A 25,900-nucleotide genomic window follows, 5' to 3' on the forward strand; every position below is an offset into this window, starting at 1 on the left:
AGCCTCCACGGTTACGGCCCTGACCGTTAACGGGGAACCCTAGGGCCGGGAGAGTCGGCCGTCAACGGGGTGACGGAGCGGTCGTGGGGGGGGGGGGGGGGGGGGCGGGGGGGGCGGGGGGGGCGCCCCCCCCGCCCCCCCACCGCACTGTCCCCCTCAGAAGTGGTACGCGGTGTGGTACTCGGGCACGACCACCCGGCTGCGCGGGGAGACCCGCCGCACCGCCGCGATCAGCCCGTCGAGCCGCTCCCGGTCCTTCGGCTCCACGGTCACCGGGTTGCGCAGCTCCGTCTCGAAGTTGTCGAAGTGCACCGGCACCACGACCTTCGGCCGGTCCAGCGCGTCGAGCAGCCGCTCGACGTAGTCGGCGGTGGCGGTGGTGCTCGGCAGCGCCACCATGGCCACGTCGGGGGCGAGGCCGGTCAGGTTCCGCGCGACGAAGTCGCTCGCCCCCATGAAGAACACCGACGGTCCGTCGGCCACCCGCACCTGGTACGCCAGCGTGTCCCCCTCCGGCAGGTCCGCGATGGTGGCCGGCTGCGCCGGCTGGCTGACCCGTACGCCGGGGAACGCCATCGAGTACGACGCGTTGCGGCTGTGCAGCGAGCTGACCACCTCCACGGTGTAGGCGCCGAAGTCCAGCACCTCCCCGCCCCGGACCGGGCTGAGCTTCCCCGACGGCAGCCCGTACGCCAGCCCGAGGTGGTAGGCGGTCAGCGTGCCGACGACCCGGGCGCCGGTGCGGCCGGCGATGTGCGGCACGTCCATGTAGTGGTCCCAGTGGGTGTGCGTGACGAGCACCGTCTCGGCCCGGTCCACGAGGGAGTCCACCACGTCGGTGCGGACCTTCAGCGGCGCGGCCGTGTCGAAGGCGCCCTTGAACAGCCCGGTGTCGATGCGGCTGAGGAAGGGGTCGACCAGGACCGTGCGGTCGCCGATGTCGATGCGCCAGGCCGTCGTACCCCACCAGCGGAAGCTGACCGGGCCGCGGCGGCGGCCGGCCGGTGCGGCGGCGACCGGGGCGGTGGCCGGCGGCGCGGCCTGCGCCGGGCCGGCCAGGGCGGCGCCGGCGAGCCCGCCGGCGGAGACCAGCGCGGTGCTGGCGGCGGCGTCGCGGAGGAAGCGGCGGCGGTCGAGGTTGGGCATGCGGAACTCTCCCCGTCGTGGTGCTGATCGGTCGGTGCCGAGCCAATCAGCACGCCCCCCGCCCGGTCCAAGATCCACGGCCGGAACGGCCGATACCCGCCGGCATATCGGACCAGCTCAGCGGGGCCCGGCGCCGCTCGTTCCGGCCGGAAATCAGCGGGCGCGCAGCGCCTCGACGGCGGTGCGGGCCGCCTCGCCCATCGCCAGGTCGACGTCGATGCGGCGGGTGGCGAGGTGGGCGGCGCGGGCGAAGACGGCGATCGCGTACCGGCCGCCGTCGGGGTACTCGGCCACGCCGGCCTCCAGGTGCAGCCCCGGCAGGCTGCCGGTCTTGCCGGCCACCCGCACCCCGGGCGGGAAGCCGGCGGCCAGCCGGGTCCAGAAGAGCTGCCGGGCCATCCAGCCCCGGACCATCGCGCAGGCCCCGGGCGGGCCGGCCTCGTCCCGCCAGACCAGGCCGAGCAGCCGGGTGATCTCGCGGGCGGTGCTCGACGTGGTGTGCGCGGGGTCGAACACCCGCATCGCGCGGACCCGCTCGGCGGACAGGGTGGGGAAGATCCGGGCGAAGTCCGCCTCGGTGCGCGCGCCGACGTCGGCGAGCATCGTCTCCACCAGGTGCCGGGGGCCGCCGACGATCCGGGTGCGCGGCAGCCCCAGCTCGGCGGCGAGCATCGGCAGCACGTCCGCGCCGACCCGGCGCAGCAGCAGGTCGGCGGCGGTGTTGTCGCTGACCGACATGGCGAAGTAGGCCAGGTCCCGCAGCGACACCTCGGCGTCGTCGGCGCAGCCGGCGATCCCCCACCCGCCGAGCCGGTCGGCGGCGGTGACCAGCACCCGCTCCTGCGGGTCGAGCTGGCCGGCGACGACCTGCCGCGCGAACTCCAGCACCAACAGGATCTTGAAGATCGAGGCGATCACCACCTGCTCGTCGGCCCGGACCGCCACCTCCCGCCGGCCGCCGGGCTGCCCCGCGCCGTCGTCGGCCGCGTCGAGGTCGACCACGTGCAGACTGCCGGTGACCCCGACCCGTTCGAAGATCTCCGCGATCCGCTCCGTCACCACGCTACGCACGGTAGCCGCCGCCCGCGTCGGGGCACTGGCGTAGGGTCCGGCCGTGGACCTGCTCCGGCACCTGCGGCACTTCGTGGTGGTCGCCCGCGAGCTGCACTTCGGCCGGGCCGCCGAGCTGCTCGGCATGGCCCAGCCGCCGCTGAGCCAGTCGGTGCAGCGCCTGGAGCGGGAGCTGGCGGTCGAGCTGTTCGACCGGTCCCGCCGCCAGGTGCGCCTGACCACCGCCGGTCAGCTGCTGCTCGGCGAGGCCGAGGACCTGCTCGCCGGGGAGGGCCGGCTGCGCAACCTGATGCGCCAGGTGCGCGAGGGGGTGTCCGGGGTGCTCCGGGCGGGGGTGTCCCCGGAGACTCCCGCGGTGACCCTGCGCGAGCTGCTCGACCGGCTGGCCGACCGGGCGCCCGGGCTCGACGTGGACCTGCACGAGCTGACCAGCGGCGAGCAGGAGCGGATGCTGGCCGAGGGGCGGCTGGACGTGGGCCTGCTCCACCACCCCGTCACCGACGAGGGGCTGCGCCTCGGCGCCGCCGTCGACGTACCGCTGGGGGTGCTGCTGCCGCGGGCGTCGCCGCTGGCCCGGGGACGGGAGGTGGAGCTGGCGGCGCTGGCCGGCCTGGACCTGGTCACCGCGCCCCGGGCCACCGCGCCCGGCTGGCACGACCACCTGCTCGACGTCTGCCGCCGGCACGGCTTCGCGCCGGCGCGGGTCCGCCCGGCGCGCAACCCCGAGTTCCTCTTCGGGCTGGTGCTGGCCGGCGGCGGGGTCGCCGTCGAGCCCGCGGCGACGGCCCGCCGGGAACCCCGGATCGCCTGGCGGCCGATCGCCGGGTCGCCGCTGGTCAAGCGCACGTCGGCGGCCTGGCCGCGCCGGTCCGCGCACCCGGCCGCGCCGATGTTCGGGCAGCTCGCGGCAGAGGTGCTGGCCGACGGGTCCGCGCCCCCGGCGCCGCCGCCCGTGCCGGCGCCCCGGCCCTGGCCGGTGCTCTTCGACGAGCCGACCTGAGGCCGGGATCACCGGTTGGAACACCTCGGTTCAGGGGTACGCCAGGGGATGGCCCGCCGGGCGTGGAAGCCGTTCCGCGTACCCGGCTTCGTGACGACCGGCGAAGGAGCCCCGATGGCCAACGCGATCCCCATCGTCTCCCTGAACGACGGCAACACCATCCCGCAGCTCGGCTTCGGGGTGTTCCAGATCGACCCGAAGGACACCGTCGCCGCGGTCCGCAAGGCCCTGGAGGCCGGCTACCGGCACATCGACACCGCCGAGATGTACGGCAACGAGGCGGAGGTGGGCCAGGCGGTCCGCGAGTCAGGGCTGGACCGCGACGAGGTCTTCGTGACCAGCAAGTTGAGCAACGCCTTCCACCGGCCCGACGACGCCCGCAAGGCGTTCGAGTCGACGCTGGCCGCGCTGAAGATGGACCACATCGACCTGTTCCTGATCCACTGGCCGCTGCCCACCCTCTACGGCGGCGACTTCGTCTCGACGTGGAAGGCGCTGGAGGAGTTCCAGCGCGACGGCCGGGCCCGCTCGATCGGGGTGTCGAACTTCCAGGTGCCGCACCTGGAGCGGCTGGCCGCCGAGGCGGACGTGGTGCCGGCGGTCAACCAGGTCGAGGTCCACCCGTACTTCGGCAACGAGGAGGTGCGCGCGTACGGCCACCGGCACAACATCCTCACCGAGGCGTGGTCGCCCATCGCGCAGGGCAAGGTGCTGAGCGACCCGACGGTGATCGACGTCGCCGACCTGGTCGGCCGGACCCCGGCCCAGGTGGTGCTGCGCTGGCACGTGCAGCGCGGCGACATCGTCTTCCCGAAGTCGACCACCCCGGAGCGGATCGAGGAGAACGTCCGCATCTTCGACTTCGAGCTGGACGACGCGGCGATGGAGCGGATCACCGGGCTGGACCGGGGCGAGGCCGGCCGCCAGGGCGGGCATCCGGACACCTTCGACTACCTACCGGCGTAACACGACACGGCGGGACGGCGCAGGTAGAGGGGGCCGGACGGCCCTCTCCCACCGTACGAAAGGACAGCGCCGCCGCGATGATGCGCCGCACTCCTCTGGTCCTGTTCTCGTTGCTGGCCCTGGCCGGGTCCGCCGCCTGCGCCCCCAGTCGGGCCGCCGACGCCCCCCGCTGGTCCGCGCCGGCGTCGGCGTCGGCCTCGCCGACCGCGTCGCCGCCGCGCCCCGCCCCGACCTCCACCGCCGAGGTACGCAGCCGGGTCACGGCGGCGATGCTGACGCTGGGCACGGAGTTCCACCCGGAGACGTCGGAGCACACCGAGGAGAACAGCGACGCGTGGAAGCTGATCTCGCTGTGCCGGGACGCCCTGCCCTCGGACCGCAGGCGCACCGCCCACCGGGAGCGGATCTGGGACGGCGAGACCGTGTGGATCCGGCAGTACGTGGTCGGCTACCTCAAGGTGCCCGGCCGCAAACTCGCCGACGAACTGCGGGCCGTCCTGAAGACGTGCGAGAAGTACGAGGTGCCGGACGACGGCCGCACGTCGGTGATCGTGCAGCCGTCGCCCCCGCCGGCGCCGAACGGCCCGGACGTCGTCACGTTCTGCGAGAAGCTGATCGGCCAGGCCACGCGCCACCAGTGCACGCTGTTGCTGGCCCGGGGCAACTTCGTGGTCCAGGTGGACGTCTCGGCGGCCGACGGTGACCTGGCCGCCGGCACCGCGCTGCTCGCCAAGGTGGCCCCGCTGGCGACCGCCGCACTGGAGAAGGCCGCCTGAACACCCGCCGCGCGGCGGCAGGCCACCCGAGCACCCGCCGCGCGGCGGCAGGCCACCCGAGCACCCGCCGCGGGGCGGGCGCGGCAGCGACCGCGCCCGCCCCTCCCCCGGCACTTCTGGCGGGCCGCGCTGGCCGACCAGTGGCCGGCGCTGCGCGCCATGCTGGAGGCGGAGCTGGCCCTGCGGGCCACCACGATGGCGACCACCGGGGTCGGCAGCGTGCTGAACAGCCTGCACCCGAGGGTGGCCTGGACCGGCCGGGCGCTGCCCGTCGACAGCTCGTACCGGATCACCACGACGCTCGCCGAGGCGGAGCTGGTGCTCGCGCCGTCCGTGCTGGCCTGGCCGCACGTCTCGACGCAGATGTGCGATGCCGGCAACGCCGTGCTGGTCTACCCGCTCGCCGCCGGGCGGGCCGACCAGCGCCGGGGCGGGCTCGGTGAGCTGGTCGGCGCGAGCCGGGCCGCAATCCTGGCGGACCTGAACGTGCCCCGCTCCACCCGGCAGCTCAGCGAGCGGCACCGGCTGGCCCCGGCCACCGTCTCCTACCACCTGGGGGTGCTGCTGCGGTCCGGTCTGGTGCTCCGACGCCGGGACCGGCACAGCGTGCTCTACCGGCGCACGGCTGGCGGGGAGGAGTTGGTGGGCTGCCAGCCGGAGCCGACGGGCCCGGCGAGCCGGCGGAAGACCGCCTGGGTGGGCGAGCCGGGCTCGGGGACGTAGACGATCAGCCGCTGCCCGGTATCCGGCACGTGCAGCACGCGGCACTCGAACTCCAGCGGCCCGGTCTCCGGGTGCGTCACCCGCTTGACCAACGGGCGGCGCTCCTCGACATCGTGCTCGGCCCAGAACCGCGCGAACCGGGGTGCGGTGCCGAGCAGCTCCGTGACCAGCTCCGCGAGGCCCCGGTCGGCAGGGTGGCGGCCGTAGGCGGCGCGCAGGTCGGCGACCGTGCTGCGGACGAAGCACAGGGTGTCCGGGTCGGACCAGTGCGGGTCGTCGGCGGGCCGACGGAACATCGCCCGGACCATGTTGCGGTCGGCGCCGGGCACCGTGGACAACCCGCCGAAGAAGTGCTCGGCCAGCCGGTTCCAGGCCAGCACGTCGTACCGGGCGTCGACGACGTACGCCGGGGTGTCGGTCATCGCGTCGATCAGGTGGCGCAGTCCCGGGTCCACCTCGCGGCTCGGCCCGGCCGTGGGCGGCGGGCTCTGGCCGGCGATCCGGAACAGGTACGCGCGCTCGTCGCGGCTGAGCAGCAGCGCCCGCGCCAGCGCGGCCAGCACCTGCCCGGACGGGTGCGGGCCGCGGCCCTGCTCCAGGCGGACGTAGTAGTCGACCGACATCCCGGCGAGCTGGGCCACCTCCTGCCGGCGCAGGCCGGGGGTGCGGCGGCGTACCCCGTCGGGGAGGCCGACCTCGGCGGGGCGCAGCCGGGCGCGGCGGGTGCGCAGGAAGGCCGCCAGCTCGTCGCGGCGCAGCCCGGTCGTCGTCATGCTCTCCAGCCTGCCGTACGCGGGGGCGGCGAGGGTGGTACCGCCGGTCCCAGCCTCGGCCGGTCTCTCCCCGCCGCCCGGCCCGGCCGGCAGGGTCGACGGCATGACGACGAACATGATCGCCCTGGTCACCGGGGCCAACAAGGGAATCGGTTTCGCCACCGCCCGGCAGCTCGGCGCGCGCGGGATGACCGTGCTGGTGGGCGCCCGGGACGCCGAGCGGGGCCTGGCCGCCGAGCGGAAGCTGCGCGACGGCGGGGTCGACGCCCGCCACGTCCCACTGGACGTGACCGACGACGCGTCGGTGGCGCGGGCCGCCAAGCTGGTCGAGGAGGAGTACGGCCGGCTCGACGTGCTGGTCAACAACGCCGGCATCGTGCTCGCCGACGGCGACCGGGGACTGCCGAGCGAGTCCACCGTCGCCACGCTGCGCCGGGTCTACGAGACGAACGTCTTCGGCGTGGTGGCGGTGACGAACGCGCTGCTGCCGCTGCTGCGCCGGGCGCCGGCCGCGCGGATCGTGAACGTCTCCAGCGAGGTCGGCTCCATCACGACGATGACCGATCCGCAGGGGTCCTTCTTCGCGTTGACCGGGGTGCCGTACCCGTCATCGAAGACGGCGCTGAACATGGTCACCGCGATGTACGCCAAGGAGCTGCGGGACACCCCGATCAAGGTGAACGCGGCCAACCCCGGCTACTGCGCCACGGACCTCAACGGGCACGGCGGCTTCCGCACGGCGGAGCAGGGCGCGGAGGTGAGCGTGCACCTGGCGACGCTGCCGGCGGACGGGCCGACGGGGCTGCTCTGGGGCCACCAGATGGACGCCGGCGGGGGCTACGGCCCGCTGCCCTGGTGACCGCTCGCACCGGCTCACCAGTGTGGCGGCGTCATAGTGAGCGAGGCTCGCTATGAAGGCAGGTAACGATGGCTGGTGCGGGACGGTGGACGGCCGCGCTCGACCGGGTCCTCGAACTGGTCGTGGTGCTCAGTGACGACATGACGCGGGGCCTGGCCCACGCCGACGACCCGGAGGCGCTGGTGACGGCCGCCCAGGCACGGCTGGCCGCGTACCGCGCCGACTCCCCCGACCCGGCGGTCCACTGATCCGCCCGCCCCCACCGGCCGGTACGACAGCGCTGCCCGCGATCCGTCCGATCGCAGGCAGCGCTGCCGTGGAACGGGGACGACCACGGCAGGCGCGTCCCCAGGGTGGACCTACTTCGCCATGACCACGTCGGTCGGGCGCTCCACCTTCACCTCGACGCCGTAGTCGTAGAGTTCGAGCACAGCGGCGTACGTGCCGGTGTCGAGCCGGCCCTTCGCCGTCGACTGCCACGTGCCGGTGAGCGCCACCTTCGCGACCCGGCCGTCGGCGCCGCGCGTGACGTCGCCGGACGTGCTGGTCGACCCGTCGCCGAACTGCGTGGCGTACGCGAAGTGCAGCGTGCCGTCCGGGTTCTCGGTGACGGTCGCGTTCGTGTCCTTCAACAGCTTGAACAGCGCCGCCGGGTCGGGCGCCGCGGCGCCCAGGACGGTGTCGGGACCACCGTAGAGGGACAGCCGGCCGTGCCTGCCCGGGTACTGCCCGTAGCGGCCATACGTCTCGCCCGGGCCCTTGTCGGCGGGCAGCGGGCCGCGCGGCGGTTCCCCGCCGACGTACCTGGTGCCGTTGATCAGCAACTCGGTCATGACCGAGTCGTCCTGCGGCTGCCGGACATAGCCGGTAGCCGTCCTCGGGTCGAACGCACCCTCGTACGTCAGTCTGCTCTGCCCCGACCCGGCGCTGGTCGTCAGCCGCATCCGGTAGCTGATGTTCTCGCTGGCCGTGACCGCGGCGACCAACTCCATGTGCGGCGACGCGGCGTGGGCGACCGGCGGCCGGCCCGCCGTCGGGCCCGGCTGCCCGGCCCCGCCGACCGTCAGCACCGCGGCGGTCACCCCTGCCAGCCCGAGCACACCCATGGCGTACGTCGCCCGCAGCAGGGCCGTCCGCCGCTGGTGGCGTCGCCGCGCCGCGCCGAGCACGTCCGAGGTCAGCGTGATGCCGGCGACCTCCTGGCGCATGCCGTCGACCAGCCGGTCTTCGATGTCAGTGGTCATCTTCCCGTTCCCTTCCAGGCCAGGGCGTCGTCGACCGCCCAGGCAGCCATGACCTCGCGGAGGCGGGACAGCCCCCGGGAGGCGGTGGACTTGACGGTGCCGATCGAGCACCCAAGCGTTTCGGCGGCTTCCGCCTCGGTCAACTGCTCCCAGTACCGCAGCACCAGCACCGCCCGCTGACGCGGCGGCAGCGTGGCCAGCGCCTGGACGAGCGCCTGCCGCAGGTGCAGTGCGTCAGTGCCGTCGGGCCGGGCCGGCGGCTCCACGCTGGCCAGGACCTCCGGCCGTCGCCTGCGGCTGCGCCACTGGTCGACCGCGAGGTGGTACATGATGCGGCGCAGGTATCCCTCCCTGTCGCCGCGCACCCGGTTCCAGTGCCGCATCAGCCGCTCCAACGCCGCCTGCAGCAGGTCCTCCGCGGCGGTACGGCTGCCGATCAGCAGCACCGCTGTGGCCAGCAGGGCGTCGCCCCGTTCAGCCACGAGGGTGTCCAACCCCTCGAAGCTCTTCCTCCAGCGCACGGGCTCTCCTTCCGTCGCCTCCAAGGACGACGGGCCGGGCCGCAAGGTTGAGCGGTGTCGCCGAAAATCGCGTGACGATCCGTCGGGCCGCCCGGGCTATGCGGTCAGGTCGAGGCGCCAGTCGTTGGAACGCATGAGGTGCCCGGGCGGGAACTCGCCCGGATCTCCGGCGCGTTGAGCCGCCGCAGCAGGTCGAGGTCGCCCTCGCTCCACGGCTCGATGCGCACGTCGGTCATCGTGCCCCCCTCTTCCCCGCCGGTGCAGTCAAACAGCGCCCACCGACACTCCGGTTCCCCGACCTGGCGGTGCCTCGCGGGGCCGCTAGATCGGATCTCGCGGACCGCCGGCCGCCGTCTCGCGCCTGACGGGTGGGACCGGAGCGGCCGGGAGGAGGAAGCGTGGACCCACTGCGACTGGCCGTGATCATCGGCAGCACCCGGGAGGGGCGGGTGGGCGACCGGGTCGCCCGCTGGTTCGTCGACCGGGCCGACCGGCACGACGGGCTGGCGGTCAGCGTGGTCGACCTCGCCGACTACGACTTTCCCGCCGGCTACCCGGCCGAGCCGACCCCGGCGATGCGCGCGTTCGCCGGGCAGGTGGGGCGGGCGGAGGCGTTCGTCGTGGTCACCCCGGAGTACAACCACAGCTTCCCCGCGTCGTTGAAACAGGCGATCGACTACGCGTACGACGAGTGGCAGGCGAAGCCGGTCGGTTTCGTGTCGTACGGCTGTGGTTCCGTCGGCCTGCACGCCGTCGACCAGCTCCGGACGGTCTTCACCGCCCTGCACGCCGTCACGATGCGTGACATCGTCGGCGTGGACCTGCTCTGCGGCGAGCCGACCCCGCTGGCCACCGACCAGTTGCGCCGGGCCGCCCGCGTGCTGCTCGACCAGCTCTGCTGGTGGGGCCTGGCCCTGCGCGACGGCCGCGCCGCTCGCCCGTACGTCTCCTGACAGCTCGCGAAGGAAGGTAGGGATCATGAATAGACGCAGCACCGGCCTGGCCATCGAGGCCGAGGGGCTGAGCCGCTCGTTCGGGGACACCCGGGCGCTGGACGGCCTGGACCTCGCGGTGCCCGCCGGCACCGTCTACGGGGTGCTCGGCCCGAACGGCGCCGGCAAGACCACGGCGGTACGGGTTCTGGCCACGCTGCTGCGCCCCGACGGCGGGCGGGCGCGGGTGTTCGGCCACGACGTCGTCCACGAGGCCGACGCCGTCCGGGCCCGGGTCAGCCTCACCGGCCAGTACGCCTCGGTGGACGAGGACCTGACCGGGCTGGAGAACCTGATCCTGCTCGGTCGGCTGCTCGGGCACGGCAAGCCGGCCGCGCGGCAGCGGGCGGACGGGCTGCTCGCCGCGTTCGGGCTGACCGAGGCGGCCGACCGGCAGGTCAAGAAGTACTCCGGCGGCATGCGGCGGCGCATCGACATCGCCGCGAGCATCCTCAACACCCCGGACCTGCTGTTCCTCGACGAGCCGACGACGGGGCTGGACCCGCGCAGCCGCAACCAGGTGTGGGAGATCGTCCGGGCCGTGGTGGCGCACGGCACCACGGTGCTGCTGACCACGCAGTACCTGGACGAGGCCGACCAGTTGGCCGGCCGGATCGCGGTGGTGGACCACGGCCGGGTGATCGCGGAGGGCACCCCGGGCGAGCTGAAGTCCTCGGTCGGTTCCGGCACCGTCCACCTGCGACTGCGGGACGCGCACCAGCGGCCCGAGGCGGAACGGCTGCTGCACGCGGTGCTCGGCGTGCCGGTGCAGCTCGAGCCCGACCCGGTGGCGCTGACCGCCCGGGTCGGCGGCGAGGGCGGCGACCTCGACGCCAGCGAGCAGGCCGCGCGGGTCCTCGGCGACCTGGCCCGCGCCGGCATCGTCGTCGACAACTTCTCCCTCGGCCAGCCGAGCCTGGACGAGGTCTTCCTGGCCCTGACCGACCACGCCGCGGTCGGCGCCGACGAATGGGACGAGCAGCTGGAGGCAGCCCGATGAGCAGCAACGCCACCACCACGACCGGGCCGGCCCCGTCGGTCTACGTACCGTCGGCGGATGCGCTGGCGACCGTCCTCGCGCCCGGCACCCGGCCGTCCCGCCCGAGCCCGCTGTCGGCGTCGCTGACGTTCGGCTGGCGGGCCATGTTGAAGATCAAGCACGTGCCGGAGCAGCTGTTCGACGTGACGGCGTTCCCGATCATCATGGTGCTGATGTTCACGTACCTGTTCGGCGGCGCCCTCGCCGACAGCCCCCGGGACTACCTGCAGTTCTTCCTGCCCGGCATCATGGTGACCAGCGTCGTGATGATCACCATGTACACCGGGGTGGGCCTGAACACCGACATCGAGAAGGGCGTCTTCGACCGGTTCCGGACGCTGCCGGTGTGGCGGCCCGCCGCGCTGGTCGGCATGATCTTCGGCGACGTGTTGCGGTACGTGCTGGCCGCCGTGGTCATCCTCGGTGTCGGGCTGGTGCTGGGCTTCCGCCCCGACGGCGGGCTGCTCGGCGTGCTGGGCGGCATCGGCCTGCTGGTGGTCTTCTCGTTCGCGTTCTCCTGGGTCTGGACGTTCTTCGGCCTGGTGCTGCGCAGCGAGAAGTCGGTGATGGGGGTCAGCATGATGGTGCTGTTCCCGCTGACCTTCCTGAGCAACGTCTTCGTCGAGCCGGCCACCATGCCGGGCTGGTTGCAGGCGTTCGTGAAGGTCAACCCGATCACCCAGCTGGTGGCGTCGGTGCGGGGCGTGATGTCGGGTACGCCCGACGCGTCGAGCACGATGTGGACGCTGGTGTGGAGCGCCGGGTTCCTGGTGGTCTTCGGCGTCCTGACGATGTACCGCTACAACCGCCGCTGATCCTCACGGCGCCGGGCACCACCACGGACGTGTGGTGGTGCCCGGCGCCGATTCGATGGCCGGCTAGGGGCCGACGGGAACGGTGACGACCTCGCCGCCGGCGGCGGTGACGCGCACTTCGGTGGCGTCGGCGGGTAGCAGCGCCGCGTCCCGCCCGGCGTCCTGCCACCGCCCGGAGCCGATCCGGTAGCTCAAACCCGCACCCTCGGCGGCGACGAGTACACCCTGCCCGTCCGGCAGCCGCAGCCGCACCGGCAGCGGGGCCTGCCAGTCGACGAACCCGCTCGCCGCCGCCTGGAAGGGGGCGCCGTCGCGGGCGAGCAGGGCGATCACGCGGGCGGGGTCGTCGTCGTACTGGATGGTCTGGAGCAGCAGCCGCCGACCGTCGGGCGTGGCCCCGTAGAGGGTGAACAGGGGTGAATCCCCCACTCGGTGGTTGCCGCCAGCGTCGATGTAGGCGGCGAGCGGGTCCGCGTAGTGAGCCGCCGGGTCAGCCTGCCCGGCGGGGTTGGGGCCCCAGGCCCGTTCCGCGCCGGGCAACGTGTGGATGAGCTGGCGCGGCTGAGGGCTGTCCTGCCCGTCGGGGAAGAGGATCTGGCTCGCGTTGCTGATGTGCACGGTGTTCTCCACGCTGACCGGCGGCCGCGACAGGGCGACGGTCAACCTGTGGCGCTGCGACGGCACCGGCAGGACAGCGGCCCCGTCCCGGAACGTGACCCGCTGGAAGGTGCGCTCGATCCGGCCGTCGGCGGCGTACCGGAACGTCGGGGAGAACTCCACCTGTGCTCCGGCGTCGAGCACGACCAGCACGTCCCGCTGTGGCCCGACCAGCGCGGCCTGGGAGTTGCCCTCCGTTCCGGCGTCGGTGAGGGTCTCGACCGTCATGACCTGCGGCCCGTCGACGGTGGGCTCGACGAACCCGCCCAGACCGATCATGCGGTCGCCGGACGGCTCGGACACCACCGGGTTCCTGTGGGTCCGCTGGGCGACGTAGGCCGCGGGGCCGGCCGGGGTGTTGCCCGCCCAGATCACGTGCGGATCGCCCCGGAGGTAGGTGCCGGTCGACCGCGCCCGCTGCCGCCACGCCTCCCGCGCCTGCCGCAGGTACCTTTCGTCGCCGGCCAGGTCGCCGCGGGTGGGCTCGTCGAACAGCGGGGAGGCGACCTCGACCGTGGCCCCGCGGTCCGTGAGGTGCAGCGCACCTCCCACGGGTACTGCCAACACGGCCGCGCACGCCGCGGCCAGCACCACCCGGCGTCGCAGCAGCCGGCGACGCCCACCCCGCCGTACGTCGTCCAGCAGCGTCGGCGGGCCGGTGAGGTCATCGGTCACCCGGTGCAGGACGGCCCGGACATCACTCTCGTTGATGGTCATCGCGAACTCCTGGTGCCGGTCGGAAAGGGCAGGACGAGACTCGATCCGGCCAGCGCCTCCCGGAGGCGGGCCAGCCCGCGGGAGGCGTGGCTCTTCACCGCCCCCTCGGAGCAGCGCAGCGTCGCGGCGACGTCGGCGACCGACAGGTCCTCCAGGTAGCGGAGCACGACGGCGGCGCGCTGCCGGGGCGGCAGGGTACGCAGCGCCGCGACGACCGCCTGGCGGAGCGCGATGTCGTCGGCGTGATCCCGGGCGACCCCGTCGTTGTCACCCAACGCCTGCTCCGGCCGCCGGGCGCGCCACCGCCACCGGTTGATCGACCGGTTCACCAACGCCCGCCGGGCGTACGCCTCCGGCGACGCCTGCACCCGACGCCAGCGCACGTACACCTGCTCCAGCACCTCCTGGAGCAGGTCCTCGGCCGCGTGCCGGTCACCGGTCAGCAGGTAGGCGACCCGCAGCAGCGCCACCGACCGGGTACGGACGAAGTCGTCGAACTCCGCGCCACGCGCGTCTCGCATCTGGCCTCCTGGTCTCGTCAGTCAGCAAGACACCGCAGCGGGCCGCGAGGTTTACCTGTCCTCCAAGTCGACAGTCGACGCCGGATCTAGAGGCGCCAGGGCAGCGGCTCGGGCGGGAGGTAGCGGCAGGTGCCGCCGGTGGAGACGGTGTCGCGCAGGTGGGCGGCGAGCGCCGGGTGCCGGTCGTCGAGCTTGCGCAGCACGTCCCGGATGCGGGCGGTCACCGTCTTGCGGGCGCGCTCGGCCTCGTCGCCGAGGCGGCGGCTGCGGCCGGCCAGCCCGGCGGCGGCGCGCAGCTCGGCGAGCAGGGCCGCCCGCTCGGCGTCGAGGGCGGCCACCTTCGCCTCGTCGCCGCGCCCGGCGGCGCGGTCGATCTCGGCGTCCAGCCGCTCCAGATGCCGGCGGTAGCGGGCCTTCGCCTCGTCGTCGAGGACCGGGTCGCCGCCCATCCGGCGGGCGGCGACGAGTTCCGGCCCGGCCGCCGGGTCGAGCAGCTCGACCGCCGGGACGTCGACGCCGGGCCGGGCCAGCAGCAGGTGCAGATCGTGCAGGCCCTTCGCGTCGGGCAGGTGCACGACCGTGCCGGCGTAGGCGAGCTGCCAGACCGGGCCGTCGCGGCGGAACTCGTACGCCTCGACGGACGGCTGCCCGACGACGGGCCCGGCGGACGGGAGCCGCCCCTGCGGCCCCGGAACCGCCGGCACGGACGCGACAGCCGGCACGGGCGCGGCGACCCCGTGCTGCCGCCCATCCGCGACGGCCGGGTGCTGCCGCGCCGCCGGGACCGGCGTGGGCGCCCCGGTCGGGTGGCCGGCCACCTGGCGCATGCCGATCGTGGCGGCGTCCCGGGCGGCGGCGGCGCGCAGCGCGGTGGCGGCGGTCGCGTCGCCGGGGCGGTCGCGCCCGGCCAGCGCGTCCGCCAGCGCGGCGCGGGCCAGCACCGACCAGGGGCGGGCGCCCATCCGGTCGGCGGTGTCGCGGGCCGCGGCGAACCCGGCCACCGCGTCGTCCCAGCGCTGCTCCGCCGCGTCGACGGCGGCGAGCCAGTGGTCGACCGGGCCGCTGACGTCGCAGCCGAACAGCGCCGTCATCCACTGCCCGCGGTGCGGCCGCAGGGCCTGCCGGGCCTCGGCGCAGCGGTCGGGGTCGCGGGTGGCGGCGGCGACCTGGGCGCGCAGCCGCAGCCACAGCGGCGCCACCATCCGGCTGTACGTGGTGCCGTCGGCCTCGATCCCGGCGGTCAGTCGCAGTGCCGTCGCGCCGTCGCCGCGCTCGGCCGCGGTGATGGCCCGGACGACCTGCAGGTAGGGGTGGTCGCCGGGGTCCAGCCCGTCGAGCAGTGCGTCGGCCTCGTCGTGCCGGCCTTGGAGCAGCAGCCACGACCAGCGCAGGTGATGGCCCATGAAGGCGCTCTCGGAGTGGTCCCACTCGGACAGCTCGTCCAGCTCGGCGAGCAGCTCGCCGGCGCGGGTGAAGTCGCCCCGGAACCCGGCGATGATGCCGTCGTCGATGGTCGCGCCGATCCGGTGCCGGGCGTCGCCCTCGCGTGCTCCGGTGACGAACGTGGTGAGTTCGTCGTGGTATCGCGGATCGCCGAGTTCCAGCAGCGCCACCCAGCGCAGCGAGGTCGCCCAGAGCTGGGTCTCCCGGTCGCCGGTCCGCCGCGCCACCTCGCGGATCTCGGCGGTGATCGCGGCCCGGTCGATGGCCGTGCCGAGCCCCCAGGTGGTGTCGTGCCGGGCCCACAGGCTGAAGGTGAGCGCCTCGTCGTCCCGGCCGCGCCGGGCGAGCGACTCGGTGGCGGTGATCAGGTCGGTGACGAGTGTGCCGGCCGCGAGGGTGGCCGCCGGCTCGCCGATCAGCCGCCGGTACGCCTCCCGCAACAGGCCGTCCGCGTCCGGCGTGCGCGCGGAGCCGGACTGGTGGCGGTGCCGGTGGACGGTCAGGGCGACGCGGGCCAGCACCACCGGGTCGTCGACCGTCAGGGCCAGCGTGGCGGCCTCGGCGACGAGGTGTCTGGCCTCGGCGCTGTCGCCGCAGTGGTGCAGCAGTTGGCCCAGCTCGACCATGATCTTCACTCGCCGGGTCGGGTCGTCGGCGACCTCCAGCGCCCTGCGGAAGTGGACGATCGACTCGTCCACGGCCAGCCGGCCGCTCGCGTCCCTGGCGGCGGCCACCAGCAGTTCGGTCGCTCGGGCCGGTGCGAGCGCGTCGCCGGCGAGGTGGGCGTGGCGGGCCAGGTCGGCCGGGATCAGCCGCTCGGCGAGCGCCGCCGACCCGTCGACCGCCCGGACCACGGCGGCGTGCCGGGCCCGCCGGTCGTCGTCGGCGAGCCCGTCGTAGAGGGTCTCCCGGACCAGGTCGTGGGCGAAGGCGAAGCGACCGCCGTTGCGGGCCAGCACGAGCCGGGCGGTCACCGCGCGGTCGAGGAGGCGGTCGACCTGCGCCGCCGGGGCGCCCGCGGTGGCCGCGAGGACCTGGCGGTGGAACTCGCGGCCCAGCACGGCGGCGACGGTGAGCAGGTCGGTCACCGTCGCGGGCAGTTGGGCGAGCCGCCGCCGCACCGCCTCCCGTACGCCGGGCGCGATCGTGCTCACCTGGCCGTCGGCGCGCCACAGCCGGGCGGTCTGCTCCACGAAGAACGGGTTGCCGCCGGTGCGCCGGTGCACCTCGTCGACGAGGTCGACGTCCGGCTCGCGGCCGGCGGTGCGGGCCATCAGCGCGCCCACCTCGTCGCGGGACAGGCCGGTGAGGGTGATGCTGGTCGCCTTCGCCACGAGCGGCATCAGCAGCGGGCGCAGCGGGTGGTCGGCGGCCTCCACCTCGGCGTCGCGGTAGGTGCCGACCAGCAGCAGCCGTTCGAACCAGGTGTGCTGGGCGGCGAACTGGAGCAGCCGCATCGACGCCGGGTCGGCCCAGTGCAGGTCGTCGAGGACGACCATGACCGGCCGGCGCTGGGAGACCGCGACGAGCGCGGCGGTCACCGCGTCGTAGAGGTCGAATTCCTCCCGGTCGGCCTGGTCGTCCCCGCTGCCGCCGGCCGGCCCGCCGATCGCCTCGCGGATCGTCTCGCGGATGGCCCGGTCGGCCGCCGCGCCGGTCGTCTCGCCGAGCAGGGCGGCCAGGCCCGGCTCGGCGGCCTCCCGCGCCACCGCCCAGTCGTCGGGCGAGCGGCGCAGCGCGCGCAGCACCTGCACCCACGGCCAGTAGCCGGGCGCGCTGTCGGAATCCCAGCAGGCCGCGCCGAGCACCAGGGCGCCGTGCTGGCGGGCCTCCCTCGCGGCGGCGGTGACCAGCGTGGTCTTGCCGATGCCGGGCTCGCCGGCGACCAGGACGAGGCCGCCGTGGCTGGCGGCCGCCCGGTCGACCTCGGCGCGCAGCAGGCCCGCGGGGTGCTCCCGCCCGATGACGACCTCGCCGAACCGCGGCTCCATGACGCCCCGACCGTAGCGGAACCGTCGGACATCCCGCCGCCTCCGACCCGGCGAGCGGATCGTCTGGCGGCGGGCTTCGTCGGCCCGCGCCCGGCCAGCCGGGCGCCGGTACCACGTGGGAGCAGGCGGCGCGGGCCACCCGGCCCCGTTCGGCGTACCACCGGCAGGCCCCCGGCGGCTCCGGCGTGGCGTTTCCGCGGCGCGATCAGGGGAAGTCGCCGTGGCGCCCGCTTTGTCGTGCGGTCGTGCCGACCTGCGCCGAGAGCGGCGAACGGAGGGAGACGCCATGTTCGAGATAGTCGCCCAGGAGGACTTGAAGATCGACTGGGCGCAGATGCCCACCTACAACACGATCATGGCGCTCGCCGCGGGGGTCGGCCTGCTGCTGGTCGTGGCCCTCGGTTGGCAGATGATGAAGGACAGACCGCTCGCCACCGAAGGGTGGGCGATCGCCTTCGCGATCCTGGGCACGATCCTCACCCTCACGGGCCTGCACATGACGCTGACCTGGCCGCTGGCACCCGGGGGTTTCGCCTTCGACAACATCATCTTCGGCGAGCCGTCCCTGGGCTTCGGGGTGTTGATGCTCGGGGCGGCCATCATCCTGTGGCGGCGGGGTGAGATCTTCGCCGAGGCGTCGCTGGAGAACGGCGGCATCCGGACGGAGCAGGCGCGCCGGCTGCTGTGGCCGATCTCGATCTTCGTGTTCGCGCTCGGCCTGGCCTGTTTCGGCATCGCGGCAGCCGGCTGGACGTACACGCTCTTCGCGGCGCCGCCGCAGGAGCCGATCTCGGGGGAGTTCGCGGAGTACCCGGAGGTCGAGGCCGCCTTCATCTCCGGCCTGTACGTCCTGGTGGGGATCGGCTCGGTCCTCGCCCCGTTCGCCCTGCTCAAACTGAACCGCGTGCTGCTGGGGATCATCGGCGTGGTGTGGGCGATCGCCGGCGCCATCTTCACTCTCTTCGGAGCATTGAACTACTTCACCCACATCGGGCTGATCGTCAACACCATGTGAGGCGGGGTGAGCCGACGGGCCAGGCCGTTACCGGCGCCAGGGTGCCAGCCCGGGCGGGTGCGCTGCGGTCGTTCGCCCTGGCCGGCAACCGGTCGACCAGCGGCGGCGCACTGGTGCTCAGCTACGCGCGTGCCGTCGGCTGAGGGACTGACGCGGGGGCGGCGGCCGACTCCGACCGCTCGGCCACCGCCACGCCGGTCGCGGCGAGGACCACGCAGCCCGCCGCCAGCAGGTACGCCGGTGCCGGCAGCCACGCCGCCACGGTCATCGTCTCGCCCACCCCCTGTCCGGCGAGGATCGCGACGTTGACCAGGTGGAAGGCGGTGAAGGCGAGCAGCAGCGCCACCACGACCCCGTGGTACACCTGGCGCAACCCGACCGCCAGCGCAACCGCGGCGGCCAGCAGGAGCGCCGCCAGCGCGGCGGTCACCAGCGCGAACAGACGGTAGCGACTCACCTCGGCAGGCTCCCAGTAGTCCTCCACGCTGGTGAGCAGCCCGGCCGCCGCCGCCACGGTCAGCACGGCGGCCGACACGACGACCACCACCGCGACGGTCCGCGCCCTGCGCCGCTGCACCGCCACGGTGAACGCGAGCAACAGCCCGAGGTACGCCGGCAGCGGCGCCATCTCCAGGAAGTACTGCGTCAACGGGCTCGGGGTGCCGGGCAGCTCGGACTCGACGTAGCCCAGGTCAAGACCGATGATCACGTCTCCGCCGTCGCCGCGGAACCAGGGCAGCGTGAACAGCCCGAACGCCACGAGGGCGAACAGCACGAAACCCAGCCGACCGGCACGGCGCAGCCTAATCCCCGTCACCGCAGTGACAGTAGTGAAACGCAGCGAATCTCGTTGGCCCAGACGGTTTCTCGGGCCGGGCCCGGACGGCCCGGCCCTCACGCGCCTGCGTCGTCAGTGGGCGTCGGTGATGACGTGGGAGCAGGCGGCGCAGGCCGCGGCGCCCTGCTCGGCGTACCAGCGGCAGGTCCGGCGGATGGCGCAGCGGGGCAGGGTGGTCTCGGGGGTACCGGCCGTCTCCTGGTAGGAGGCGACCAGGCGTTCGCCGAGGCCGCAGTGCTCGCCGGTCCAGAAGCCGCACTTCGCGGTGACGCACGGGCCGGCGAGCCGGTACCGGGACTCGACCGGCGCGTCCGGGCCGGCCTGGGCGAGGGCGACCTCGGCCGGGAGCGGCGGCGTGACGTAGGCGACCCGACCCGCCGGAGTGATCATGCCGAGGAAGACCGTGGCGTTGGCCGCGGGGGTGCTCGGGCACATCCGCTCCGGCGGGTCCGGCCGGTGGACGGGGTCCGTCACCGCTGCATCCAGAAGCCGATGTCGTTGATCTTCTGGCCGAGTTCCTCGGCGAACGGGCCGTCGATCAGCCACAGTCCGTACCACTCGGGCCGGAGCTTGATGTTGGCGTGCCCGACGGCGAGCGGGTTGGTCAGCTTGCTGCCGGCCACCGACAGCGCGTTGAGGCCCGCCTTCTGGATCTCGCCGGCGATGAGGCTCTGCTGTTCGGTGGTCAGCTCGACGCCGTCGACGACGAACCGGAATTCGCTTCGTGCCATGTCCTTACCTCCACAGGTCAGTACGATTCGGTCCGCAGCCCGTGCCGCAGACTCGCCCTGGTGAATGCCGCCCAGCCGGAGCGGGAGGCGGGGTCGGCCGCGAGCCCGGCCCGGCTCGCGTGCGCCCGCCAGGTGGTCGCGTCGGCGGGGCGCAGCCCCCACAGCTCCCGGCAGGCGGTGACGGCGAACGCGACCTGCTCGGCCGAGCCGGTCCAGCCGGCGGGGCCGTCGGTCACCCGTAACGCGCCGCCGGCCTCGACGCGGACCGACGGGAAGTGGTGGTGCAGGCTGGCGAGGGTGGCCAGGTGGGCGGCGTCCACCCGCCGGGCGGCGAAGGCGTCCCGCGTCTGGTCGTCGCGGCTGATCCGGATCGTGTGCAGCGTGAACGCGTCGCCGTCCGCGCTCACCGTGCCCTCGACCTCCACCGGCGTGCTCCAGCTCCGGGGCGAGTTGGCCGACCAGAAGGCCAGCCAGGCGTCGAGGCGTTCGTGGAAGTCGGCCTGGAAGCGGGCCGGCCCGCCGGCCAGCCGTGCCGTGGCGACCCGGTCCCAGGCCACGAGGGGCTGGGTGGGTCGCGCCGGGGATGCTCCCCCGGCGGGTGGTGCGGTGGGTGGTGCGGCGTGCGCGGCGCTCGCCCCGGTGACGGTGACCGCCGAGGCCGCGGCGGCGCCGAGCAGGACCCGCCGCCGAGACGGTGAGGTGATGGGATGTGTCATGGCCCGCCTTTCATGGACGGCCTTTGCCCGTCACGCTATCGACCGATATTGATCAGATGAATCGTCGTTCTATCGGTAGGCCGACTCGAATTCCGGTGATCGACGGCGGCGTGGACACGGGTCTTGTGCTGTCGGTCGGCTTTGTGCCCGGACCGGGTCGGATGCCCGCTTCTCGCGCGCTGTCGAGCTGCCCCGCCGGTAGGACCACCGACCCCGCCGCCGAACGCTCCGCGCCCCGCCGCTGAACGCCCCGCGCCCCGCCGCGCCGCCCCAACCGCCCGCCGGCGGCTGACCGCGTGTCGAGGACTAGCCATCGGCGGACCGGGTACGCGCGGCGCATGGGTAGTCACAAGGAGAACAAGCACGATCCCGGCGGCGAGTCGGCGCGTGGCCGGCGACATCCCGGCAGCGGCGCGCCTGGCCACCAGGGCTCGTCCACCGAGCACTCGCCGAAGGCCCGCCACCTGCGCACCGCCAGCGGATCGGCCGGCACGGAACGCGACCAGGGACGGGCCAAGGTCGAGGGCGCCGAGCGGATCCAACGACAGGGAACACGCTGAAGCCCGGCGATGAATGCGGGGAGGTGATGGCGGCGTGGCCAAGTTCCTGCTGAAGTCGACCTACACGATCGACGGGATCAAGGGGCTCACCACCGACGGCGGCAGCAAGCGCGTCGAGGTCGTCCGGAAGATGATCGAAGGTGCCGGCGGGCGGATGGAGTCGATGTACTTCGGGTTCGGCGCGGACGACACCTACATAGTGTGCGATCTGCCCGACCACAAGACCGCCGCCGCTCTCGCCATCGACATCCGGGCGGCGGGCGGGGTGGACACCCGGGTCACGCCGGTGCTGACCGCCGCGGAGATCGACCAGGCGACCCGGGAGCAGCTCGAATACCAGCCCCCGGGCCGCTGACGCTCCAGGCGCGCTCGGCCGGCCGGCGCGGCACGCGTCGGCCGGCCCGTCGCGGTGGCGGACACCCGGCGGGGCGCGCCGGGCTCAGTCGGCTCTCGTGGCCGGGCCGCGGGCGTTCAGCAGCTCGGCGAGGTTGGCCATGGCGGCCCGGAAGTCGACGCGGTCCCTGGAGTGGTACCGCCGGAAGAACCAGTCGGGCACCCGCGCCTGCATCTGCCTGGTGTGGAAGACCAGATCCTGCACCTGCCGGGCGAGGACCATCGACTCGCCGACCGAGGCGGCGGTGTCATCGTGGGAGACCGCCGCCGCGATGTGCCGCTGCACGACGGACATCGCCCGGTCGCGCTCGGCGGCGACGTCCCGCTGACCCCGATAGATCTCCAGGCCGAGCAGCAGCGCGCCCAGCGACGGGACGAACCACCGCGACAGCAGGTCGGCGACCGTCAGGCCGGCCGCCACCCCGAACACGATGCCGGCCGCCGTCCACGCACCGACGCCGGCCAGCACGGTGTACGCGTAGCGGCGGCGCAGCCGGGAGCCCCAGCCGAGGTTCTGCTGCTGGCAGGCCAGCACGTCGTACGGGTGGGGCAGGGGTGGAACCTCGTAGTAGTCGCGGAGGTACTGCTCGTCGCCCGTGAAGGCCCGCTCCAGCCGGCTCACCTCCTCGGTGCTGAGCCCGTCACCCACGGCGACGGTGTTCCACGCGAGACCGAAGAGGCGGACATCGAACATCTCCTGGAGGACGGCGGCGCGCCGGATCTGCCCGCGCGACCAGGAGGCGAGACCCACCGCGTTGACCAGCGCCCAGAGCGCGCCGACCGCGGTGACGGCGGTCGCCGACACGCCGGTGAAGGCCACCACGGCTCCGGCCACACCGAGGGCGACGGAGAGCCCCATCCGCAGGTTGTCCAGCCGCTGGGCCCGGGAGTGGCAGACCGACATCGCCCGGAGCAGGGCCATCATCTCGGGCCGCGTCTGACGCTTGAGCAGGGAATCGGTGCACTCCGTCATCGCAGCCTCCCACTCGGGTGACCGATTCTATATCCAGCGGGCTGGATATCACCGACCGCATGGATCCTGCGTCGCAGGGTAACCTGGCAGTTACTTTTGGGTAAGTTCGTGGCGGAGCGCTGCCTACTGCCCCGTTCGCCCGAAAGTTGAGGTAACTTTGCCTTCGCGCTCACCAGCGCAGCCCCTTCGGACGATCCACCCCGCTCGTCCAACCCCTCTTTCACTCCTCGTGGAAGGTCCAACGACGGACATGGGCGACGGTCTCGACGACCTCGAAAACTACGTGCCGGATGCGACAGTCGCGGCGGCGCTGCGGGACTGGGCCGGTCACCTGGGCGGCACCGTGCACCGGCCCCGCCGGCCCCGCCGCGCCCGCGGATACACGCCGGCGCTGCTGTTCACGATCATCCTCAAGGTGCCCGGCGGCCCGGGGCGCTTCACCGGGCGAAAGCTGCTGGTCAAGGTGCTGCCGGCCGCGGCCGCCGCCCGGCGGGAGCCCGGGCGGCACGAGCGGGCGACGCAGTCCTGCCCCGGCTTCGCCGAGCGCCACCTCGTTCGCCAGCCCTACCCACCACATCCGCTGGCCGACGGGCGCTACCTGATGTTCCAGGAGATCGCCAACGGGGCGGACGACATGGTGACGCTGCACGACCTCGACGCCGAGGAGATCGTCCCCGTCATCCGCACCGTGTCCGACCGGGTGCTCAACGACTGGAACAGCGGTGGCCGGCAGACCGCCGAGGCCACGGTCGCCGAGTACGTCCAGCGCGAACTCGCCGCCCTCGACGCCCTGGACAGCATCCACGACGCGGCCCGTGACCTCGGCCTGCCCGGCGAGGAAACGCGCTGGCTGGTGTGGTCCGGCGAGATGGTGCTGCCCAATCCGCTCCAGACGATCGAGCCGGCGTCGCCCTTCGGCACCGAGGAGATCGACTACCTGTACGGCAACGCCCACGGAGACCTGCACGGCGGCAACGTCCTCGTGCCGCGCGACACGGAGGGGCAGCTCGTGCCCGGCGCCTTCCGCCTGGTGGACCTCAACACCTTCGAGAGCGCCGCGCCGCTGACCCGGGACCTGGCCACCCTGATGTTGACCACGGTGCTGCGGCACGTCGCGGACCTGCCGTCCGACCAGGCGGAGGCCCTGACCCGCCACCTCATCTTCCCGACCGCCCGGCACCCGCGACGACTGCCCCCGGTGCTCGCCGAACTGGTCGAGGCCGGGCACCAGGTCGGCGACGCGTTCGCCCGGACGGACAACTGGGTCTCCGAGTGGCGGGCCCAGTACCTGCTCTCGCTGCTGTGCCAGGCGCTGACCTGCTGCACCTACGACAACGTCCCACCGGCGGCGCGGCGGTGGTGTTTCGTGCTGGCGGCGTGGGCGCTGGAGGCGTACCGCCGCGAGTTCCACCCGCTGGTCGAGCCGCCCCTGGCCGGGGTCACGTCGAGGAACGGGACCGGCCGCAACGAGTCGGCGACGGTCGTGGCACTCGACAACAACGACCGGTCCCGCTACGAGCGGCCGGGCCAGTCCAACAGCCGCGGGCCGCTGGCCCGTACGCAGGTGGACCTGTCGTGGCAGCCGCCGCGCGCCGCGCTCTCCGTGGCGCCGCCGACCACGGACGGCCCGGCCGGGTGGCACGGCACCGGAGCCGCCCCGGCGCCCCGGCTCGGCGCGGACCCGGCCGTTCCACTGTGTCCCGACCGGGGAGGGAACCGGCCGCCTTTCCGCCCCCGGCCGGTCGCCGACAACGCGTCCGCGCCGCCCACCCGGTCGTCGTCGCGCGGCTCTCGACTGTTCCGCAGCAGGCCGGCACCGCGCCATCTCGTCGCGGCCCGCGGCCGGCTCGTGCCCCGTTCCCGCCCGGCCCCCCGCGGCGAGAGCCTCCCGGTGGACCCGCCCCGGACGGCGGTCCGGGCGCGGGCGCGGGTCACCGTCCTGCTCGGGGTGGTGGTCGTGCTCGGTGGGGTGCTCGTACCGGCCATCGCCGCGACCCCCCCGTCGGTGTTCGGCCGCCGGGAGTCACCCATCCCACCGGCGAAGGACGATTCGCCGACGTCGCCCGACCACGCGGGCGCGCGGCGGCCGTTGGCCGACCTGGCGCAGTCGGTCGCCCGGCTGGTGGAGCCGCGCGTCGACGGGGCGTACGCCTTCGTCTGCCTGCGGGTCTGGTCTCCGGCGGACCTGGTGGCCGGCACCGACGACCTGCGCAGCTACCGCGACGAGTGGTTGGCGTGGAACTCCCGCCTGGCCGGCCGCCGGACCGTCACCCCCGTCACCGACGGGCGACGGTCGCCGGACCCGTCGGTCATCCGCTACGGCGAGGGTGACCTGACCGAGATCCCGCCACGGCCGTCGGCCGACCCGGCGGACCTGCGCGACCAGCTCGCACAGGAGTTGGCCGCGCTACCTCCGGAGCAGCGCGGCGCCGCCGGCACCCTGCAGGCGATCGCGAGACTGAACCGCTACCACCCGCTCGGCCCGGCGGAACGCTCCGCGCTGCTGCACCAGCTGGCCGACACGCCGGGCATCGCGGAACGGGGCGCCTACCCGGACCGCGCCGGCCGGCCGGGGCTGGCGTTCAGCGCCGACGACCGGCAGGGTCGCCGGGAGACACTGCTGTTCGATCCGGGCAGTGGCGAGCTGCTCAGCCACGAGACGACCCGGGTGGCCGACAGCGTCGTCCTGGGCCACCAGGTCTTCCTGAGCCGCGGTCGCACCGACACGGTCGGCGGCCCGAGCTGCGGCTGAGCGGCGGCACCGGCAGCACGCGGCGCACGGTCAGCCACAGCGGCGCTCGACGTAGTTGGCCCAGTTCCGGTAGGGGCTCGCGTCGCTGCGGACCCGGTTCGCCGCGCCGATGTCGAACAGGCGGGTGCCGTAGTAGTAGAACGAGACGGAGCCGCTGCCGAGGTTGTAGTGGGCCGACTCGACGCGGTACTGCCACTGCCAGGTGAAGAGACTCTGCCGGCCGCAGTCGGAGAGGCGGCCCCGGGGGTAGCCGTAGTTGGGCCACTCGTAGAAGCAGAACCAGCCCAGGGGGCAGTCGGCCATGCCGTACGTGCCGACCGGGGCGCGGAGGGTGACGACGAGCGCGCCCCCGCCGTAGCTGATCTCGTTGTCGTTGATCGGGGTGCCGCCGGGATGGGCGGACAGGTACCGCCGCAGTTCCTCGCGGGCGGCGGCCCGGTCGCGTACGGCAGCCCACGCCGATGCCGGCGTCGTCACCACCAGCAGGACGCAGGCGAGCACCGCCGCGAGTGCGGCGCGGACACGGAGTGCACTGACCATTCGACACCTCGCGATGTGGGCGCGCAGGGGACGAGCGAAGGGCCGCCGGTCAGGTGGGCCGGCAGGCCGCAGGTCGGGCTGTGGCGGCGGGTGGCGCCATGGTCAGGATAGGAAGCGATAGGCGCTGA

Annotated in this window: 28 protein-coding genes; 13 read left to right on the forward strand and 15 right to left on the reverse strand. The window is 74.1% G+C overall.

Annotation, left to right across the window (positions count from 1 at the left end; genetic code table 11):
- Positions 1-156 precede the first annotated feature (156 nt).
- Positions 157-1,146 (reverse strand): MBL fold metallo-hydrolase, encoded by a 990-nt coding sequence (locus ABT006_RS04725; protein WP_350702971.1) that lies wholly within the window; start codon positions 1,144-1,146, stop codon positions 157-159.
- 153 nt (positions 1,147-1,299) lie between these two features.
- Complete coding sequence (locus ABT006_RS04730) at positions 1,300-2,208, reverse strand: serine hydrolase (protein WP_350702973.1); 909 nt, start codon at positions 2,206-2,208, stop codon at positions 1,300-1,302.
- Between the two features lie 52 nt (positions 2,209-2,260).
- Between ABT006_RS04730 and ABT006_RS04735 the strand changes: the two genes are divergently transcribed.
- The 4 genes from ABT006_RS04735 to ABT006_RS04750 all read left to right on the forward strand — a co-directional run bounded on the left by ABT006_RS04735 (position 2,261) and on the right by ABT006_RS04750 (position 5,682).
- A complete protein-coding gene (locus ABT006_RS04735; RefSeq protein ID WP_350702975.1) occupies positions 2,261-3,217 on the forward strand; it encodes a LysR family transcriptional regulator in 957 nt (318 codons plus the stop codon).
- A gap of 114 nt (positions 3,218-3,331) precedes the next feature.
- Positions 3,332-4,183, forward strand: coding sequence for an aldo/keto reductase (locus ABT006_RS04740; RefSeq protein ID WP_350702977.1), 852 nt, complete (start codon positions 3,332-3,334; stop codon positions 4,181-4,183).
- 77 nt (positions 4,184-4,260) lie between these two features.
- A complete protein-coding gene (locus tag ABT006_RS04745; RefSeq protein WP_350702979.1) occupies positions 4,261-4,959 on the forward strand; it encodes a hypothetical protein in 699 nt (232 codons plus the stop codon).
- Between the two features lie 129 nt (positions 4,960-5,088).
- Positions 5,089-5,682, forward strand: coding sequence for a DUF5937 family protein (locus ABT006_RS04750; protein ID WP_350703551.1), 594 nt, complete (start codon positions 5,089-5,091; stop codon positions 5,680-5,682).
- On the opposite strand, the gene ABT006_RS04755 is transcribed toward ABT006_RS04750, so the two are convergent.
- Positions 5,571-6,560 (reverse strand): helix-turn-helix transcriptional regulator, encoded by a 990-nt coding sequence (locus tag ABT006_RS04755; protein WP_350702981.1) that lies wholly within the window; start codon positions 6,558-6,560, stop codon positions 5,571-5,573. The genes ABT006_RS04750 and ABT006_RS04755 overlap by 112 nt on opposite strands.
- Between ABT006_RS04755 and ABT006_RS04760 the strand changes: the two genes are divergently transcribed.
- A complete protein-coding gene (locus ABT006_RS04760) occupies positions 6,559-7,314 on the forward strand; it encodes an SDR family oxidoreductase (RefSeq protein ID WP_350702982.1) in 756 nt (251 codons plus the stop codon). The genes ABT006_RS04755 and ABT006_RS04760 overlap by 2 nt on opposite strands.
- Positions 7,315-7,382: 68 nt before the next feature.
- Complete coding sequence (locus ABT006_RS04765; protein WP_350702984.1) at positions 7,383-7,562, forward strand: hypothetical protein; 180 nt, start codon at positions 7,383-7,385, stop codon at positions 7,560-7,562.
- Positions 7,563-7,673: 111 nt separating this feature from the next.
- Here ABT006_RS04765 and ABT006_RS04770 read toward each other — a convergent pair whose 3' ends face one another.
- From ABT006_RS04770 to ABT006_RS04780, 3 genes are all read right to left on the reverse strand, one after another.
- Entirely contained in the window at positions 7,674-8,558 is an 885-nt protein-coding gene (locus tag ABT006_RS04770) for a hypothetical protein (protein ID WP_350702986.1), read from the reverse strand.
- Positions 8,555-9,079, reverse strand: a complete 525-nt coding sequence (locus ABT006_RS04775; protein ID WP_350702988.1) for a SigE family RNA polymerase sigma factor — start codon at positions 9,077-9,079, stop codon at positions 8,555-8,557. Before ABT006_RS04775 ends, ABT006_RS04770 begins: the two co-directional genes overlap by 4 nt.
- 104 nt (positions 9,080-9,183) lie before the next feature.
- Positions 9,184-9,315, reverse strand: a complete 132-nt coding sequence (locus ABT006_RS04780) for a hypothetical protein (RefSeq protein WP_350702990.1) — start codon at positions 9,313-9,315, stop codon at positions 9,184-9,186.
- A gap of 162 nt (positions 9,316-9,477) precedes the next feature.
- Between ABT006_RS04780 and ABT006_RS04785 the strand changes: the two genes are divergently transcribed.
- Genes ABT006_RS04785 through ABT006_RS04795 form a run of 3 tightly spaced genes read left to right on the forward strand, consistent with a single transcriptional unit; the run spans position 9,478 to position 11,925 of the window.
- Positions 9,478-10,032, forward strand: a complete 555-nt coding sequence (locus tag ABT006_RS04785) for an NADPH-dependent FMN reductase (protein WP_350702992.1) — start codon at positions 9,478-9,480, stop codon at positions 10,030-10,032.
- Between the two features lie 25 nt (positions 10,033-10,057).
- Positions 10,058-11,071: an ATP-binding cassette domain-containing protein gene (locus ABT006_RS04790; RefSeq protein WP_350702994.1), complete on the forward strand. Its 1,014-nt coding sequence runs from the start codon at positions 10,058-10,060 to the stop codon at positions 11,069-11,071.
- Entirely contained in the window at positions 11,068-11,925 is an 858-nt protein-coding gene (locus tag ABT006_RS04795; RefSeq protein WP_350702996.1) for an ABC transporter permease, read from the forward strand. Before ABT006_RS04790 ends, ABT006_RS04795 begins: the two co-directional genes overlap by 4 nt.
- Before the next feature lie 63 nt (positions 11,926-11,988).
- Here the strand turns inward: ABT006_RS04795 and ABT006_RS04800 are convergent, their stop codons facing one another.
- The 3 genes from ABT006_RS04800 to ABT006_RS04810 all read right to left on the reverse strand — a co-directional run bounded on the left by ABT006_RS04800 (position 11,989) and on the right by ABT006_RS04810 (position 17,254).
- A complete protein-coding gene (locus ABT006_RS04800; protein ID WP_350702997.1) occupies positions 11,989-13,299 on the reverse strand; it encodes a hypothetical protein in 1,311 nt (436 codons plus the stop codon).
- Complete coding sequence (locus tag ABT006_RS04805) at positions 13,296-13,820, reverse strand: SigE family RNA polymerase sigma factor (protein WP_350702999.1); 525 nt, start codon at positions 13,818-13,820, stop codon at positions 13,296-13,298. The genes ABT006_RS04800 and ABT006_RS04805 overlap by 4 nt, the downstream gene beginning before the upstream one ends.
- A gap of 86 nt (positions 13,821-13,906) precedes the next feature.
- Positions 13,907-17,254: an ATP-binding protein gene (locus ABT006_RS04810; protein WP_350703000.1), complete on the reverse strand. Its 3,348-nt coding sequence runs from the start codon at positions 17,252-17,254 to the stop codon at positions 13,907-13,909.
- 286 nt (positions 17,255-17,540) lie between these two features.
- Here ABT006_RS04810 and ABT006_RS04815 point away from each other — a divergent pair, with 286 nt between their 5' ends.
- The gene (locus tag ABT006_RS04815) at positions 17,541-18,269 is read left to right on the forward strand and encodes a DUF981 domain-containing protein (protein WP_350703002.1); all 729 of its coding nucleotides are present in this window, start codon (positions 17,541-17,543) and stop codon (positions 18,267-18,269) included.
- 121 nt (positions 18,270-18,390) lie between these two features.
- Here the strand turns inward: ABT006_RS04815 and ABT006_RS04820 are convergent, their stop codons facing one another.
- From ABT006_RS04820 to ABT006_RS04835, 4 genes are all read right to left on the reverse strand, one after another.
- Positions 18,391-19,086, reverse strand: coding sequence for a hypothetical protein (locus ABT006_RS04820; RefSeq protein ID WP_350703004.1), 696 nt, complete (start codon positions 19,084-19,086; stop codon positions 18,391-18,393).
- Positions 19,087-19,179: 93 nt separating this feature from the next.
- Positions 19,180-19,581: a hypothetical protein gene (locus ABT006_RS04825; protein WP_350703005.1), complete on the reverse strand. Its 402-nt coding sequence runs from the start codon at positions 19,579-19,581 to the stop codon at positions 19,180-19,182.
- Positions 19,578-19,838: a hypothetical protein gene (locus ABT006_RS04830; protein ID WP_350703007.1), complete on the reverse strand. Its 261-nt coding sequence runs from the start codon at positions 19,836-19,838 to the stop codon at positions 19,578-19,580. The genes ABT006_RS04825 and ABT006_RS04830 overlap by 4 nt, the downstream gene beginning before the upstream one ends.
- A 17-nt stretch (positions 19,839-19,855) precedes the next feature.
- Positions 19,856-20,554, reverse strand: coding sequence for a hypothetical protein (locus ABT006_RS04835; protein WP_350703009.1), 699 nt, complete (start codon positions 20,552-20,554; stop codon positions 19,856-19,858).
- A 338-nt stretch (positions 20,555-20,892) separates the two neighbouring features.
- Between ABT006_RS04835 and ABT006_RS04840 the strand changes: the two genes are divergently transcribed.
- Positions 20,893-21,114 carry a hypothetical protein gene (locus tag ABT006_RS04840; RefSeq protein ID WP_350703011.1) on the forward strand — a complete coding sequence of 74 codons (222 nt, stop codon included), beginning with the start codon at positions 20,893-20,895 and terminating at the stop codon, positions 21,112-21,114.
- A gap of 34 nt (positions 21,115-21,148) precedes the next feature.
- Complete coding sequence (locus ABT006_RS04845) at positions 21,149-21,469, forward strand: GYD domain-containing protein (protein ID WP_350703012.1); 321 nt, start codon at positions 21,149-21,151, stop codon at positions 21,467-21,469.
- Between the two features lie 84 nt (positions 21,470-21,553).
- Here ABT006_RS04845 and ABT006_RS04850 read toward each other — a convergent pair whose 3' ends face one another.
- Positions 21,554-22,480: an S-4TM family putative pore-forming effector gene (locus ABT006_RS04850; RefSeq protein ID WP_350703014.1), complete on the reverse strand. Its 927-nt coding sequence runs from the start codon at positions 22,478-22,480 to the stop codon at positions 21,554-21,556.
- A gap of 250 nt (positions 22,481-22,730) precedes the next feature.
- Between ABT006_RS04850 and ABT006_RS04855 the strand changes: the two genes are divergently transcribed.
- Entirely contained in the window at positions 22,731-25,232 is a 2,502-nt protein-coding gene (locus tag ABT006_RS04855; RefSeq protein WP_350703016.1) for a hypothetical protein, read from the forward strand.
- 30 nt (positions 25,233-25,262) lie between these two features.
- Here ABT006_RS04855 and ABT006_RS04860 read toward each other — a convergent pair whose 3' ends face one another.
- On the reverse strand, positions 25,263-25,772 hold the full coding sequence (locus ABT006_RS04860) for a peptidase inhibitor family I36 protein (protein ID WP_350703018.1): 510 nt from the start codon (positions 25,770-25,772) through the stop codon (positions 25,263-25,265).
- Positions 25,773-25,900 lie beyond the last annotated feature (128 nt).

Origin of the sequence: Micromonospora sp. NPDC002717 (genome assembly GCF_040295705.1) — a bacterium.
In the GTDB taxonomy this organism is placed as follows: Bacteria; Actinomycetota; Actinomycetes; order Mycobacteriales; family Micromonosporaceae; genus Micromonospora.